The organism is Actinoallomurus bryophytorum (assembly GCF_006716425.1).
Lineage (GTDB): Bacteria > Actinomycetota > Actinomycetes > Streptosporangiales > Streptosporangiaceae > Actinoallomurus > Actinoallomurus bryophytorum.
The window spans coordinates 2,347,636-2,362,840 of record NZ_VFOZ01000001.1; the positions used below are offsets into that span (position 1 = coordinate 2,347,636).

Below are 15,205 nucleotides of genomic sequence, written 5' to 3' on the forward strand. Positions count from 1 at the left end.
CCCGGCGGACGACGCGACCGGCCCTGCCGTACGGCGGATGGCCCGGCATCGACCCTGCTCCCGGCAGGCCGGCACTCGGAGACCATGGTGAGCACCGTTTCCTCTCTTCCGCGCCGGCTGCCGCCGTCGCGTGCCGCCGACGAGTTCGCGCTCACCACCGTCCTGCTCTTCCTCGCGGTGACCGTCGTCCGGTGGCTGCGTGATCCGGACTCCCCCCTTCACATCGCCGACCTGGACGTCGCGCTCGCCGTCATCGGTGCTCTCAGCGGGACCATCCTCACCGGGCTCATCTTCACGCGGCCCGGCAGACGCAGCGGGGGGCACATGAATCCCGCCGTGACGGTCGCCCTGTGGCTGATGGGCGTCTTCCCTGGTCGCAGCGTCCTGCCGTACGTGCTCGCCCAGCTCGCGGGGTCCGCGGCGGGGACGGGCCTCGCGCGCCTGGTGTGGGGGCGTGCGGTCTCCCTCTCATCGGTCGACTACGCCGCGATCAGACCCGCCCCCGCCTGGCGACCCGCGTCCGTCTTTCTCGCCGAGGCGGGCAGCATGATCGTCCTGATGCTCGTCGTCGGGTTGCTCCTGGCTCATCCCGGCCGTGCACGCCTGCTGCCGTACGCCATCGGACTGTCCGTCGGGCTGGTGATCGCTCTCCTCGGTCCGCGCAGCGGAGGGTCCATCAACCCCGCCCGCCAGTTCGGCCCTGCCGCGCTCTCTGGGCGGACCGCCGATCTGTGGATCTATCTGGTCGCGCCGGTCCTGGGAGGGGCTCTCGGGGCGGCGGCCTGCCACCTGCTCATCCGGCGGTCCCGCGGGCCCGGACCGGCCGGCGGGAGCGCACGGTGTCACTCGATGCCGGACAGCGCTCCAGAACGACCATCGCGACGCAGCAGCTCGGCAAGCTGGCCGAGATCGGTGATCCGCACCAGCTCGGGACGCCCGCCGACGCGGTCCCGGTCCAGCCAGACTCCGGTGAGCCCCGCGGCCACCGCGCCGCCGGCGTCGATGTCGGGCTCGTTGCCGACGTACAGCACCTCGCCCGGGTCCAGGCTCAGCGCGTCGCACGCCGCGTGGAAGGCGGCGGCTTCGGGTTTGGAGGCGCCGAGCTCGGCCGCGCACAGCACGGCCTCGAAATGGTCCCGCACACCGAGAATGCGCAGCTTGCGATTCTGGTAGTCCAGGCTGGAGTTCGACAGAACGGCCTGCCGGTAGCCGGCGGCGAGCTCCTCCAGCGCCGCGAGGCTGTCGGGGAAGAGCGACCAGCCGGCTTCGAAGTGGACCACGTAGCGCCCGAACCACGAATCCGCCTCGGAGTCGTCCAGGTCCGCGCCGAGGAAGCCGCGGACGCGCGCACGGCGCTGTCCCAGGAAGTCGATGTCCCGCGCGGCGAACCTCGCCCAGTGCAGGTCCGTCTGGACCCGCCAGCGGTGAAGGGCTTCGTCGACGGAGGGGAACATACCGTCGAGCCCTTCGGCCGCCAGGTGGTTCCGCATGCCGGCACGGTCGGCTCCGGTGTAGTCGAACAGGGTGTCGTCGACGTCCCAGAGCACGGCACGGGTCGGCATGGGGACATTTTAGGTGCTCGCGGGCAGGTACGGCCTTGAGCGTCGGCTGGATGCCGTAGCCCACCACGCACCCCTGGTCCGGGGTGGCGCGGTGCATCGCGAACAGCGGGCCGGGTTCGACCGCCGGCAGGCGCGGGCCGTCGCCGTCAAGCGCGCATGGGACATCCCGATGAGATCGCCGCGGCGATCGCCTTCCTGGCGAGCCCCGCCGCGCCGGACGGTCACGACGCCTGGAGCCGGAAGACCGGGTGCCGGGCGGCCTCGGCGGCGAACTCCTCCAGCGAGGCGTCCTTGTCCACGTCGAAGTAGGCGCCGACGGTGCGCGGGTGCTCGGCCAGGTACCGTTTGAGGATCGGCGCGGCCTCCACGGCCGGCAGCTCGGTGACGACCAGCGACTCGGTCGTGCTGCCCCGGCGCAGTGTCACCCGCCCTGCCGCCCGCGCGTTCCGCGCCCAGCCGTCCGGACCGTACGGCGCGACCAGCCAGCGGCCGTCGTCGTCCTCGAGCGGAGCGACCGGCGTCGTCCTCAGAATCCCGGTCCTGCGACCCGGGACGGTGAGCAGATAGAGGCCGGGCGGCCCCATCTCCCTGGTCAGCATGAATGTGATGATGCGGTCGCGCAGGCGCCAGAAGAACGTCGATCTGTAGGTCCGTGCCATGATCCGGCCTCGCCTTCTTGTCCTCACGGCCCGCCGCCTCGCGTACGGGCCTCATCGGGGTCGGTCGCCGGAGGGTGCGGTGAACCGGTCCCCCAGGCCGCCTTCAAGCAGCGTGAAGGCGCGGATGGCCTGCTCACGGAAGCCGGCGGCCAGGAAAGCGACCTGGTCGTCGGCCAGCACGCGGCGGCGTACGTAGTCGACCAGCGCGCAGTGGACGCCGAACAGCGCGTTCGCCGCCACGTCCGCGCCGACGTCGCCGGCCGGTCCGCGGGCCTCGGAGGCGAGTAGCGCGGCGAGTGATGCGGCGGCGGCGGCGAAGGCCTCCCGCTCGCGCGCCCTCAGGGCCGGGCTGGCGGCGATCACGCGGTTGACCGTACGCAACCGGTGGAGGGCTTCGGCGTCACCGGCCTCGACCTGGTCGAGCAGGCCGCCGGAGCCGAGCAGGTGACGGCGGAAGGCGGCCAGCGCCGTCTCACCGGCATCCCGGGTGGCGACCGCCTCGACCAGCCGGGCCCCGAAGTCCTCCAGTCGGGGGAAGAACAGGTCTTCCTTGGTCGGGAAGTAGTTGAACACGGTCGCCTTGGCGACCTGTGCCTCGCTCGCGATCTCGGTGACCGTCACGTCGTCGAAGCCCCGGTCGGCGAACAGCCGCCACGCCGTGTCGACGATCAGCTGCCGGGTCTGCTTCCTCTTGAGCTCCCGAAGTCCCATCACCCCTCCTTCCCGGACTGTGGACTATGCCTAACTTTAGACCTAGTCTAAGTTTATATCCAGTCCAGCAGAAGGGCAGGTGCTGAGAATGCGCGTCAGCATCAATGTGACGAACTACAGCTGGCCGAGCGGCCCGGCGCGGCTGGGCGCCGAGCTCGCGTGGCTCGCCGTCGCCGCCGAGGAGGCCGGCGTCGACACGCTCTGGATCGCCGACCACCTCCTCCAGGTCGACCCCACCGCCCCGTCCGGCGCGGACGACATGCTGGAGGCCTACACGGCTCTCGGGTTCGTCGCCGCGCACACCGAACGCATCCACATCGGCGCCATGGTGAGCAACGTGATGCTGCGGGCTCCGGCGCTGCTGGTGAAGGCCGTCACCACCCTGGACGTGCTCACGGGCGGACGGGCCTGGCTCGGGATCGGCGCCGGCCACCATGGCGCCGAGGCCGAGGACATGGGCCTGCCCCTGCCGCCTGTGGCCGAACGGTTCGAACGGCTGGAGGAGACGCTGCGGATCGCCGGCCGGATGTGGGCCGGGGACCACACGCCCTTCGACGGGAAGCACTACCGGCTCGCACGTCCGCGCGGGATCCCCGCGCCCGTACGCCGTCCCCACCCGCCGATCCTGATCGGCGGCGCCGGCCGGCGGCGGACGCTGCGTCTGGTGGCGCGGTACGCCGACGCGTGCAACCTGTTCGACATCCCCGACGGGGGCCGTACGGTGCGGGAGGACCTCGCCACGCTCGGCCGGCACTGCCAGGACGTCGGCCGGCCGTACGAGGACATCCAGAAGACACTGAGCACCCGCCTCGAGGCCGGGGACTCCAGTGCCGCGTTCGTCGAGCGTTGCCGGGCCACGGCGGCGCTCGGGATCGAGCACGTGGTGGTCATCACCCCGCGCCCCTGGAACACCGACACGCTGGCCACGCTCGCCGGGGCGATCCCCGCTCTCCGTGACATCGGCCCAGGATGACGCGGGCCTTCGCCGGGTCAGTGGCCGATGCAGCCGCCCCCGGCAGGGCTCGTGAACCTGACCGGCGTGCTCCCGGCCTGGACATCGCTGTCGGCGGCGTAGCCGTCGGCGTCGACCGCGAGGGCGACGTGCGGGCAGGAGCTGATGGACTGGACCGACAGCCGCAGGTCATTGCCCTGAACCGTGGCACGGTACATGCCGCTGATCGCGATACCGGTGCCGACCACCGCGGTCAGCCCGTTGGTGGTGTTGCCGCGGACGGTCACACCGGTGCCGGCGTCGGACCGGCTACCGAACCAGGGCCGGGTACCGACCGCGATGCCGAAGTCGACGTGCGTCTCAGGGCCGGTCCAGAAGGCGTTGTCGTTCACCGTCGCACCGGTGAAGTCCTGGGTGGCGCCCTTGTCGTAGAGGCCGTCGACGGCCAGCGCGCCGTAGGCCGAGTTGCCCGCGTTGAGCACCTGGTTGCCGTGGACCGCCGAGCTCTGGACCGCCGGGGCGGCACGGAACAAGACGATGCCCACATCGGTCGCGTCGATGACGGCGTTGTCCTCCACCGTCGCGTGTTCGCAGGCGATGGAGGCACCGTCGGTCCACCGCCCGTTGCCGTCGACGGGGAAATGCTCGGAGGAGTAGGCGGTGATGAGGTTGCCCTTGATGGTCATGTTCGCGCACGGCCAGCCCTCGGCGCTGCCGAAGGCCAGCAGGCTGCTCCAGCCCTGGCTATTGGAGATCTTGGAGTCGACCACCGCGGTCCCGTCACCGCCCATGGCCTGGATGTTGATGGCCTCGGCGGTGAAGTTGGCGGAGCTGCCGCGCTGGCCGTCGGTCCAGACGCTGCGCAGTTGCGCACCGCCCTCCAACTGCACCATCGGCGCGGCGAACATCCCGGAGCGGACCAGCCGGCCCTGCATCGCATAACGGCTGGGCGCCGGCAGCCCGCGGGTCGCCAGCGTCTTGCCCTTGGGGATGTCCAGCGTGGCGGTCAGCCGCACCACCGCCTTCTGCGCGAGGTAGACGGTGCCGCCGGCCGGCGCGGCGTCCAGCAGGGCCTGCAACTGCGCTCCGGTGCCACCGCCGAAGCCGGATCCTGACGGCGTCAGGTTCGGTGCCGGCTGGGTGCCGAAGTGGTAACTGGTTCCGGCACCGCAGATCGTCGAGGCCAGATCGCTCAGCTCGGGAGTGGTGACGAAGCCGTCCACGAGCTGTGGCCAGGTCAACTCACCCGTATCGAGCTGGGCGGTGTGATGGTCAAGGCCGCTCTGTTCCGGTTCACGATTGAGCGCGCCTCTGTAGAGGGCGAGCACCCGCGCCTGATTGTCGTAGTCCAGGCTCAGGAATTCTCCGGAGGTGTAGAACTCGCGTATCAGGTCCCGAATCACGGGGGCATTGCAGCCTCTGTCGGTCACAGCGTTGAGGTGGGAGGTCCAGCCGCCGGCATCCGGAATCCTGCCCAGTGCCTCGCTGTACAGTTTCGCGACGAACTGCGCCGGCACCCGGCCGGCCGCCTCACTGGGACGAACCCAGACGACCGATCCGGCGCCTACCAGCGACAACGTCACCATCGCACAGACAAAACGCCGGACCTGACTTACCACAACGCACCTCGCCCTTGCACCACCATCGGATGTGTCGGCCAAAGCTAACGGCGCGGAGACGCGCCATGTGGTCAGTTGAAAGAATATGGAAATGATTGTGTCGTTCCTCGGAGCTCACCAAGATATTTCTCAATCGGCCTATGCGGGATTCACCTTCATTTGATTCCCAACGTTACGGCTGTGCGATTTCCGAGAGGAACAGTCATGAAATTAAAAATGAACATCTGGGGGTCGGCGGCGGCCGTGCTCGCCGTCGTGCTGTCGGCCGCGGCGGCGCACCCGGCATCCGCATCGGCCGCGGCCGAACCGTGCGCCCGGGAGATCATGCCGGTGCTGCCCGATTCGACCAGCACGAACGTGCTGAGCGGCGACCCGGGCGGGCGCTATCAAATCGGAACATCGCGGGACACAGACGAGAATGACCACAATGTCCTGTGGCAGGACGGTACGGCGCGGGAACTCCGCATCCCCACCGGTCACGGCGATGCGAGTCCCCAAGATGTCAACCGGAGCGGTGAGATCGTCGCCCTCACCAGCGAAGGCGACGACGTCCAAGGCTGGCGGTACAAAAACGGTCAGGTCACCGGCCTGCCCTCACCGGAGTCGGCGCGGTCCACCGAACCGACCGTGATCAACAGCGGCGGCGAGATCGCCGGCACTGCCTTCTACGCCGCCAACGCGTGGGACGGCTACGCGGTCGTCTGGTCGGCGGACAACGCGGTACGGAAACTCCCCAGGCCGGACGGTTTCAACGAGGCCCGGGTATCCGACATCGACGATGACGGCACCGTCGTGGGCTACGTCACGCAATGGGATTATGCGAAGGCCGAGGTTCTCAATGAGCGCGCCGTGGCCTGGTCGGCCGACGGGTCGTGGCGATTCCTCCCCGGGCTGGTGCCGGACGCGCACACTCAGGCGCTGACGATACGGAACGGGCGGGTCGCCGGGACGGAGCAGGGCCGCGATCACGCTGTGGCCTGGGACGCTCGCTCTGGTGAGGCGACCGAACTGCCGGCGCGAGGCCGGCCCGTCGCGATCAACAGCGGCGGCTCGGTCGCGCTGAACCCGGGATACGGCGACATGGTGCTGCTGCAGCAGGGCGTCGAGCGGCCGCTGCCCGTCGACGATCCCAACATGAGTGGCGGCTCGGTCTTCGCGTTGACCGACGCGGACGTCGTCTACGGAAGCGACTGGGTCTGGGACGGCGATAAGCAGACTTCGACCCAGTGGCCGGTGCGCTGGAGGTGCTGAGAGCGTCATTTCGGCCGCCTGTCTCACCGGGCGGCCGGAGTGCCGTTCTTGACGCACACCGAGTCGGCGGCGGGAAGGTCGCCCGTGCTCAAGTAGGCGTTCACGGCGTCGTTGACGCAGTCGTCGCCGTATCGCGGATAGACGGCGTGAATGCGCGCGCCGCTCAGCGTCAGCAGCCGGGAGCCGGTCATCAGGCGATGCAGAGCCTGCCCGCCCTGGTAGATGGTGCGCGTGTCGCCGGTCGAGGCCACGATCAGCGCTGGAACACCGTTGTGCACCTGGGTGGGACGCTCACGCGGTGACACGGGCCAGAAGGCACAGGGACTGATGTCGGTGAGGAACGGGCCGAGGAAGGGCTCGTGCACGCGGCTGCGTTCGATCTTCCGCCAGTAGACCTCCGGGTCCCGGTCGACCGTGCGGTCGCCGCAGAAGACGGCCGCCTGTGAGCTGCCGGTCGCCGAGGCCGCGTCGGTCAGCATGAAGTTCAGGGTGTCCTCGAGGTTGGGGGTGGGCTGGACCTTGGCACCGCCGGCGGCGTCCTTGAGCACGCCTACGGCGGCGGCCAGGCCGGCACTGGCCTCGTCGCGGTCGTCGTCCAGGCCGTTGAACAGCACGAAGGGCACCAAGTGCTCGTCCACTCGGTAGCGGCCGACCTCCAGCGGCCGTTTCGCCGCGGCGCGGTCGATGCGGTCCACGGTGGCCAGCACCGCGCCCGGAGCGTCGCCCAGGTGGTATTCGCCGTCGTGGCGGGCGGCCCATGCCGCCCAGTCGTGCAGTGCGGCCTCGTTCGCCGGGGCGGCGTCCGCCAGCATTTCCTCGGCGCCGTACCGGCGCGGGTCCACGGCGCTGTCGAGCACGACGCGGTCGGCGTTGCGGGGGAACAGCTGGGTGTAGACCGCGCCGAGGTAGGTGCCGTACGACCCTCCCCAGTACGAGATCTTCCGCTCCCCCAGAGCGGCACGGACGACGTCCATGTCACGTGCAGTGTTGCGGGTGCTGATGTAAGCCAGCATGCCGGGGGAGGCCTTGGCGCATCGGGTGGCCAGGTCGCGCTCGAACCCGACCGTCCGCTCGAACCCGGCGCGGTCGAGCCCGGCCGAGCGGGTGAAGGTGCCGGTCGGCCAGCCGCAGTCCAGCGGAGTGCTGCGCCCGCTGGACCGCGGGTCCATGCCGATCAGGTCATAGCGTGGCCCGGCGTCCTTCATGAGCGTACGGAAGTCGGGCGGCAGGTCGATCGACCCACCGCCGGGGCCTCCCCCGTTGAGCAGCATCGCGCCGATCCGGTGAGCCGTGTCGGTGGCCTTGAGCCGTGAGATCGTCACCGAGATGGAGCGACCGCCCGGGTCGGCGTAGTCGAGCGGCACCCGCAGCTCGGCGCACCGGACCCCGGCCTGGTCGAGTCCCTTGCCCAGGTCGTCGGTTGAGCTCTGCTGACATTTCTGCCAGGCGATGTTCTGGGCGTAGTACCGGGAAAGAGCGCTGGAGGCCGAGGCTCCCGAGGTGGCGACGAGGCCGCCCGCGGCCAGTCCGGCGACGGCCAGGCCGGCCAGCGTCTTCTTCGGAACAGATCGGATCGTGATCATGAATGTCCTTTCGCGGTGACGAGTGTCAGCGGTCTTCGCACAAGGCGGTCTGAACGGCGTCGTGCATGGTCAGGTACGCCTGCTCGGAGTCGACGCTCTGGTTGAGGACGAGTTGCACGCGCCGGCCGCCGGGGGCGATCCCGCCGGCCGTGTCGTAGCCGGGCACGCTGCCTCCGTGGCCCCAGTACAGACCGCCGCACCTGAGCGGGGTGGAGATCAGTCCGAGGCCGTACCTGGCGTCCTTCCATGTACGGTCCGGGTCGGCGGGCACCGTGGTGGTCATCTGTGCGAGCAGGGCTTTGGGCAACAGCCGGCCGCCGAGCAGCGCGGCGAAGAACCGGTTCTCGTCGGCGAGACTGGACACCAGCGCACCGCCGACGCCCCCGTACGACATGTTGAAGTCGCTGACATCGACCCGTCCGGTGTCGGCGGCCTGGTAGCCGCGCGGATGCGGTCCTCTGATGCGACGCGAGTCACCGGGCCAGTAGGTGTCCCGCAACCCCAGTGGCGAGATGATCCGCCGGGTGATCTCGGTGGTCGGGTCGTGGCCGGTGACCTTCTGGATGATCATTCCGGCGATGACGAAGTTGGTCGTCGAGTAGGTCCAGCTCTCCGTGGGATGCGGCTGGGCGAGCGCCGTCGCGACCTCCTCGCGCGGCTCGAAGTGCTGGAAGCGCCACTGCTGGACGTGATCCCAGTCGAGTGCGGCGACGTGATCGGGAAGGCCGCTGGTGTGCTGGAGGAGCTCCCGTACGGTGATCTTTCTGCCGTCGTAGCCGTTCGAGCGGATCAGACCGGGCAGGTAGTGCTCCACCGAGGCGTCCAGCGCGACACGTCGTTCGGCGGCGAGCTGCAGCACCACCGTCGCGGTGAAGGACTTGGTCGTGCTGCCGATCCGGATCCGTTCGCCGCCGCGCATCGGCCGGCCGGTCCGCACGTCGGCCAGTCCACTGGTGCCGGTCCACCGCCCGCAGGCCGGGTCGTCCACCTGCGCGGCCGCTCCCGCCATGCCGTACTGGCCGGTCAGTGCGTCCAGTTCCCGCTGGAGACCTGCGTGTCCGCCGCATCCATCCGGCCTCGCCGGCATGTCGCCGGCGCCGGCGGGAGCGGCACCGGCCAGCGCCATGGCCAGCCCGGCGCCGGCCACCGCGAGCCCCCGGCGCCTTCCTTTCCGGACGGCGGGGTTCTTCCCAAGAAACGACCGATTTCCCATGACGCCAGGGGACCGCGAAAGGGAGGGCGCGGTCACTGGCGCGGGCTCCAGTCCCAGGACTAGTGCAGGGACTAGTGCCGGTGGCCGGTGGCCACGGTAGCTTCGGGTGCTGTGGCATCCGTCGCGCGCACTTCGTGGCAGGCCATGGCGGGCGGCCCGGTCCGTTTCCTGTCATCGAGCCGGCCGTGGCGGTCCTTCGCCTATCTGCTCAGTGGCGCGGTCGTCGGACTGGCGTGCATGGTCACGCTGGTCCTGCTGACCTTGAGCGGGGCCGTGCTCGCGCTGGTCCTGGTCGGGCTGTTGCTGCTGCCGGGCGTGGTCCTGCTCGGCGTTCCGGTCGCCGAGGTCGAACGCCTCCGGCTGCGGCTGGTCGATCCGCTTCCCGTGACCGGAGGGCATCGCGCCCCGGCGGCACCCGGCCCCTCCGCCTGGGTACGCACCAGAATGGGCGAGGGGGCGACCTGGCGGGAGTTCGCCTACACGGTGCTGCTGGCGATCGGTCTGGGGCCCGTCGACCTTCTCGTGGCCTGCGGCATCCCGCTGCTGACCGGCGCCCTGCTGTTCGCCGCGATCGGCTCGCTGGTCTACCCCCACACCACCGTCGCCCTGGTGGTGTTCTCGCTGTCCGGCCCGGGTGCGACGGTGGCCGGCGTGCTCCTCGCGGCACTGGTCGCCGTCATGGGGGCGTATCTGATGACGTTCGTCGCGGCGGGGCACGCCACGCTCGCCCGCCTGCTGCTCGGCTGCCGCGAGGAACAGCTGGCCGCGCAGGTCGCCCAGATCTCACTCTCGCGCCGTCGGCTGGTGGACGCCTTCGAGGCGGAACGACGCCGGATCGAGCGCGACCTGCACGACGGCGCCCAGCAACGCCTGGTCTCCCTCACCATGAAGCTCGGCATCGCCCGCATCGAGCTCGGCACCACCGGCGAGGCCGCGACCCTGGTGGCCGCCGCGCACGAGGACGCCAGGCAGGCACTCGCCGAGCTACGCGAAATCGTGCAGGGCGTCCATCCCCAGCTCCTGACCGACCGGGGCCTGCCGCCCGCGCTCACCGAGCTGGCCCGCCGGTCGGCGGCCCCCGCTCACGTCGACGTATGCCTCCCGGGGCGACTGCCGCCGGCGGTGGAGGCGACGGCGTACTTCGTCGTCAGCGAGGCCCTCACCAATGTCGTCAAACACGCCTGCGCCGACCGCGTGACGGTCCGTGGCCGCCTCGCCGCGGACCTGCTCACCGTCGAGATCGAGGACGACGGTGTCGGCGGCGCGAGCGTCCGCACCGGCGGCGGGCTGGAGGGCCTTGACGACCGCGCCGCCGTCGTGGACGGCACGCTGACCCTGGTCAGCCCTTGCGGCGGACCGACCGTGCTCCGGCTCACCGTCCCGTGTGGTCCCGGCGCTACGGCGAGTCGCGAAGATAGGCCAGAATCGCCATGACACGGCGATGGTGATCCTGCGTCGGCGGCAGGTCCAGCTTGGCCAGGATGTTGGCGATGTGCTTGCTGACCGCGGCCTCCGTGATCACAAGGTTCCGGCCGATCGCGGTGTTCGACTGCCCCTCCGCCATGAGCCCGAGTACCTCACGCTCCCGCGCCGTCAACCGCCGGATCGGGTCCGTCCGATCACGCAGCAGCTGATGAACCACCTCGGGATCGATGACCGTGTCCCCGTCGAGGACGCGCCGCAGTGCGTCCAGGAACTCCGCCACGTCGCCGATCCGGTCCTTGAGGAGATAGCCGACGCCGGCGGCGCCCTCCGGATCGAGCAGCTCACCGGCGTAGGTCCGCTCCACGTACTGGCTCAACGCCACCACGGCCAGGTCGGGATGGCGGGACCGCAGCGTCACGGCCGCCCGCAGCCCCTCGTCGCTGAAGGTCGGCGGCATCCGGATATCGGTGATGACGAGGTCCGGCCCGTGCTCCTCGACGGCCGCCATCAGGGCGTCGACGTCCCCCACGGACGCCATGACCTGGTAGCCGAAGCGTTCGAGGAGCCCGCTGAGGCCCTCGCGCAGCAGCACTCCGTCCTCGGCGAGCACGACTTTCGCAGAGCGCTCCGAACGCACCCGGCCTCCTGCTCAGTGTCATGGCGTCGCCACATTGTGCCGGAACACGCGCAGCCCTGTCCGTGGGTGCCACGGGCCGGTCACCGGCGGGTTTATTCGATTGCCCGCGGGGAGTGGCGCTGGGACCATCCCGTCCGTGCCTACTCTCTCCGCGTACGACGGAACACGGCTCGCCTACCGCGTGTCCGGAGACGGCACCCCGGTGGTGTGCCTACCAGGCGGCCCGATGCAGGACTCGGCCTACCTGGGCGACCTCGGCGGCCTGTCCGGGCGGCTGCGGCTGATCCTGCCGGACCATCGGGGCACCGGGCGGTCCGAGACACCCGCGGAGACCTCCTCCTACCGGTGCGACCGCCTCGTCGACGACGTCGAGGCGCTGCGCGAGCACCTCGGCCTCGACCGGATGAACCTGCTCGCGCACTCCGCCGGCGCGAACCTCGCCGTGCTCTACGCGGCCCGGCACCCCGAGCGGATCGGCAGGCTCGCCCTGATCGCGCCGAGCACCTACGCCGTCGGCATCACCGTCACCGGCGATGACCGGCGCGAGCCGATCCGGCTGCGCGCGGGCGAGCCGTGGTTCGGGCCGGCGTCGGCGGCCTTCGAGACGATCGCGGCGGGGCAGGCCACGGACGGCGACTGGGCGGCCATCGCACCCTTCACCTATGGCCGGTGGGACGACGCGGCGCGTGACCATTACGCGGCCGGTGAGCGGCAGCGCAACGAGGAGGCCGCCACCGTCTTCGGCTCCGAGGGCGCCTACGACCCCGAGGCTACCCGCGCGGCCCTGGCCGCCTTCGGCGCGCCGGTCCTGCTCCTCGCCGGGGAGTTCGACATCGCGGCCCCTCCACGCGTCATGACCGGCTTCGCCGGCCTGTTCCCGTACGCCACGCTCGTCGTCCAGCCGGGGGCCGGCCACTTTCCCTGGCTCGACGACCCCACCCGATTCACCACGACCACCGCCGCGTTCCTGAAATGACCGCGGCGTCACACCGCCCGTGCCTTCCCGGCTTCACCCCCGGGGAATAGCCGCGTTCATCACGGAGTTGGCGGCGGGACAGGACGCGGATCCGGCCGCGATCGGTGGTCGGCGGGACGAGGGGAAGATCCAATGAAAGCCGTGCGGTACGCCACGTATGGAGGCCCTGACGTACTCGAGCTCGTCGACGTGGAGCCACCACACCCGGGCCCAGGTCAGATCCGGATCGCCGTACGGGCGGCCGGTGTGAACGGGATCGACTGGAAGATCCGTGCCGGGTACATGCGCGACCAGCGGCCGATACCGCTGCCCGCCGGCACCGGCGTCGACGCGGCCGGCGTCGTGGACGAGGTCGGTGAGGGCGTCGAGGGTACGGCCGTGGGCGACGCGGTCTTCGGCAACGGCACCGCCACGACCGCCGAGTACGCCGTGCTGTCGCACTGGGCGGCCAAACCCGCCGCCCTCTCCTTCGAGGAGGCCGCGGGCTACCCGGTCCCGGTGGAGACCGCGATCCGGATCATCGACCAGGTCGGCGTCCAGCCGGGTCAGACCCTGCTGGTCAGCGGCGCGGCGGGCGGCGTCGGCTCCGCCACCGTACAGATCGCCCGGCAGCGCGGCATCACGGTCATCGGCACCGCAAGCGCCCGTAACCAGGACTATCTGCGCGAGCTGGGCGCGACCGCCACGACGTACGGTGACGGCCTCGCCGACCGCGTCCGCGCCCTGGCGCCGGACGGTGTCGACGCCGCACTCGACATCGCCGGGTCGGGTGTCATCCCGGAGCTCGTCGAAATCACCGGCGACCCGGCCAAGGTCGTGTCCATCGCCGACTTCACCGCCCCCGAACACGGCGCGCAGGTCTCCTTCGCCTCCGCGAACCAGGCGGCGGCGTTCACCGAGGCCGCCCGCCTGTACGAGGAGGGCGTTTTCCGCATCCCGGTCGCGAAGACCTATCCGCTCGGCGAGACGGCCGACGCCCAGGAGGCGAGCGCCGCCGGCCACGTCGCCGGACGGCTCGTCATCACCGTCGCCTGACATCCCGGCCCCGGCCGCGCTCGAGAGACCGGTCAGAAGTGGAGGTAGTTTCCGACGCTGCTCGCGGTGACCGTACGGGTGTCGTAGTTGTGCGCGCTGAGGTAGTTGTACTCCTCAAGGAGGATGGTGCCGTCGCCGTTCACCCGTGCGACATAGGCGACGTGACCGTACGTTCCAGTGTTGTACTGGGCGATCGCGCCGACCTTCGCCGTGTGGTCGACCTTGACTCCCGCGGAGAGCGCGGCGTTGTCCCAGTTGATGGCGTTGCCCCAGTGCACGCCGCGGTAGGCGTTGGTGAGGTCGACGCCCAGCCGCTGGCGGACCCGCCAGGCCGCGAACGAGACACATTCCCGTTTGTAGAAGTTCCACGGGTCCGCCTGGCTCGACGAGTCGGCCTTGTACGGATAGTCATCGGTGAGCGTCTGGACGCACGGCGGCGCGACGGTGCCGTCCGAACCGGTGTAGACGTAGGAGTCCGACACGTAACCGGCCGGACTTGTGATCTTGTCCCAGACGCTGCTGGTGCCGTACGTGCCGGTGATCGTCGTACCACGCGTCTGGCAGCTGATCGTGACGCCGCCTCCGTCCGCGACGCTCCCGACCGAGCCGTACCCCGTGCCCGCACCGGAGCGTACGGCCAGGGCCGTTCCGCTGGTGTTGACCGTGCCGGTCGCCGCGCTCGCCGCTGAGGCGCCGAGCATGATCGCGCCCGCACTCGCGGCGATCACCAGCCCGCTTCGTCCGATCCAGGCCACGTTGAACCCCTCTCTGGCTTTTGCTCCCCTCTGACGCTAAGTCAATAATTAACCGACTTAAAGACTTGACTGTGACAAGTTCACAAGAACCCCCGGGGTCGGGCCGGTCACCAGGGCATGGCGGTTCCGTCCCAGGAGAAGAACTCGCCGGTCGGACCGTCATCCGCCAGCAGTGCCAGCCGGACGGCACCCTCCGCGGACTCGGCCGGATCCCCGTCGCTGGCGGCGGCGCGCGCGTTGAGGTCGGTGGCCCGCAGACCAGGCGCGAGCGCGTTCACCTTGAAGTTCTCGCCGGCGAGCGCCTGCGCGTAGAAGAGCGTCAGCGCGTTGAGTGCCGTCTTCGAGGACCGGTAGGCGGCGGACGAGCCCTCCGGCGGGAAACGCGGCTCAGGGCCCGTACTCCAGGACAGTGATCCGGTCCCGCTGGAGATGTTCACGATCCGGGGGCTCGCGGACCGGCGCAGTGCCGGCAGGAACGCGTTGGTGACCGCGAGGACCCCGAACAGGTTCGTCTCATAGGTACGGCGGAAGCTGTCGACGTCCGCCTCGGTGGCCGGCCGGCCGTCGACGGAGATGCCGGCGTTGTTGACCAGGATGTCCAGGTGCGGGACCTGCCGCGCGGCGTCGGCGATGCTCGTGTCATCGGTGACGTCGAGAACCAGCGGCCGGGTGTCGCCGTCGATCTCGTCGGCGGCCCGTCGCCCCCGTCCGGCGTCGCGCGAACCCATATGGACGGTGAGCCCGGCGGCCGCGAGCTGCCGTGCGATCTCCTTACCGATGCCCTTGTTGGCGCCGGTGACGAGTGCCGTGGAATTGTTCATGGTGTC

14 protein-coding genes and 1 pseudogene are annotated in these 15,205 nt (G+C 70.4%); 6 read left to right on the forward strand and 9 right to left on the reverse strand.

The features are described from left to right. Window positions 1-84: 84 nt before the first annotated feature. A pseudogene (locus FB559_RS46655) lies at window positions 85-765 on the forward strand (MIP/aquaporin family protein); the annotation flags it as partial. 77 nt (window positions 766-842) lie between these two features. On the opposite strand, the gene FB559_RS45430 reads toward FB559_RS46655, so the two are convergent. The 3 genes from FB559_RS45430 to FB559_RS11030 all read right to left on the reverse strand — a co-directional run bounded on the left by FB559_RS45430 (window position 843) and on the right by FB559_RS11030 (window position 2,932). After that, window positions 843-1,562, reverse strand: coding sequence for an HAD family hydrolase (locus tag FB559_RS45430; protein WP_141955524.1), 720 nt, complete (start codon window positions 1,560-1,562; stop codon window positions 843-845). A gap of 221 nt (window positions 1,563-1,783) precedes the next feature. Then, complete coding sequence (locus tag FB559_RS11025; RefSeq protein WP_141955525.1) at window positions 1,784-2,221, reverse strand: nitroreductase family deazaflavin-dependent oxidoreductase; 438 nt, start codon at window positions 2,219-2,221, stop codon at window positions 1,784-1,786. A gap of 51 nt (window positions 2,222-2,272) precedes the next feature. Further along, window positions 2,273-2,932 (reverse strand): TetR/AcrR family transcriptional regulator, encoded by a 660-nt coding sequence (locus tag FB559_RS11030; protein WP_141955526.1) that lies wholly within the window; start codon window positions 2,930-2,932, stop codon window positions 2,273-2,275. A gap of 88 nt (window positions 2,933-3,020) precedes the next feature. Here FB559_RS11030 and FB559_RS11035 point away from each other — a divergent pair, with 88 nt between their 5' ends. After that, entirely contained in the window at window positions 3,021-3,905 is an 885-nt protein-coding gene (locus FB559_RS11035) for a TIGR03560 family F420-dependent LLM class oxidoreductase (protein WP_141955527.1), read from the forward strand. A gap of 17 nt (window positions 3,906-3,922) precedes the next feature. Here FB559_RS11035 and FB559_RS11040 read toward each other — a convergent pair whose 3' ends face one another. Then, window positions 3,923-5,287, reverse strand: a complete 1,365-nt coding sequence (locus FB559_RS11040; RefSeq protein ID WP_185792145.1) for a DUF4214 domain-containing protein — start codon at window positions 5,285-5,287, stop codon at window positions 3,923-3,925. 396 nt (window positions 5,288-5,683) lie between these two features. Between FB559_RS11040 and FB559_RS11045 the strand changes: the two genes are divergently transcribed. Next, a complete protein-coding gene (locus tag FB559_RS11045) occupies window positions 5,684-6,754 on the forward strand; it encodes a hypothetical protein (protein WP_141955529.1) in 1,071 nt (356 codons plus the stop codon). Window positions 6,755-6,777: 23 nt separating this feature from the next. On the opposite strand, the gene FB559_RS11050 is transcribed toward FB559_RS11045, so the two are convergent. Together FB559_RS11050 and FB559_RS11055 are read right to left on the reverse strand one after the other, a co-directional pair. Continuing rightward, on the reverse strand, window positions 6,778-8,337 hold the full coding sequence (locus FB559_RS11050; protein WP_141955530.1) for an alpha/beta hydrolase: 1,560 nt from the start codon (window positions 8,335-8,337) through the stop codon (window positions 6,778-6,780). Between the two features lie 25 nt (window positions 8,338-8,362). Then, entirely contained in the window at window positions 8,363-9,484 is a 1,122-nt protein-coding gene (locus FB559_RS11055) for a serine hydrolase domain-containing protein (protein WP_221639970.1), read from the reverse strand. A 177-nt stretch (window positions 9,485-9,661) separates the two neighbouring features. On the opposite strand from FB559_RS11055, the gene FB559_RS11060 reads away from it, so the two are divergent. After that, window positions 9,662-10,984 carry a sensor histidine kinase gene (locus FB559_RS11060; protein ID WP_246121511.1) on the forward strand — a complete coding sequence of 441 codons (1,323 nt, stop codon included), beginning with the start codon at window positions 9,662-9,664 and terminating at the stop codon, window positions 10,982-10,984. On the opposite strand, the gene FB559_RS11065 is transcribed toward FB559_RS11060, so the two are convergent. Beyond that, on the reverse strand, window positions 10,947-11,612 hold the full coding sequence (locus FB559_RS11065) for a response regulator (protein WP_141955531.1): 666 nt from the start codon (window positions 11,610-11,612) through the stop codon (window positions 10,947-10,949). The two genes, FB559_RS11060 and FB559_RS11065, sit on opposite strands and share 38 nt — an antisense overlap. Before the next feature lie 136 nt (window positions 11,613-11,748). Between FB559_RS11065 and FB559_RS11070 the strand changes: the two genes are divergently transcribed. After that, window positions 11,749-12,588 (forward strand): alpha/beta fold hydrolase, encoded by an 840-nt coding sequence (locus tag FB559_RS11070; RefSeq protein WP_141955532.1) that lies wholly within the window; start codon window positions 11,749-11,751, stop codon window positions 12,586-12,588. Window positions 12,589-12,720: 132 nt separating this feature from the next. Continuing rightward, window positions 12,721-13,623: an NADP-dependent oxidoreductase gene (locus FB559_RS11075; protein ID WP_141955533.1), complete on the forward strand. Its 903-nt coding sequence runs from the start codon at window positions 12,721-12,723 to the stop codon at window positions 13,621-13,623. Window positions 13,624-13,655: 32 nt separating this feature from the next. On the opposite strand, the gene FB559_RS11080 is transcribed toward FB559_RS11075, so the two are convergent. Both FB559_RS11080 and FB559_RS11085 read right to left on the reverse strand, forming a co-directional pair. Then, entirely contained in the window at window positions 13,656-14,378 is a 723-nt protein-coding gene (locus tag FB559_RS11080; RefSeq protein WP_141955534.1) for a CHAP domain-containing protein, read from the reverse strand. Window positions 14,379-14,485: 107 nt separating this feature from the next. After that, window positions 14,486-15,199, reverse strand: a complete 714-nt coding sequence (locus FB559_RS11085; protein ID WP_141955535.1) for an SDR family oxidoreductase — start codon at window positions 15,197-15,199, stop codon at window positions 14,486-14,488. Between the last annotated feature and the right edge of the window lie 6 nt (window positions 15,200-15,205).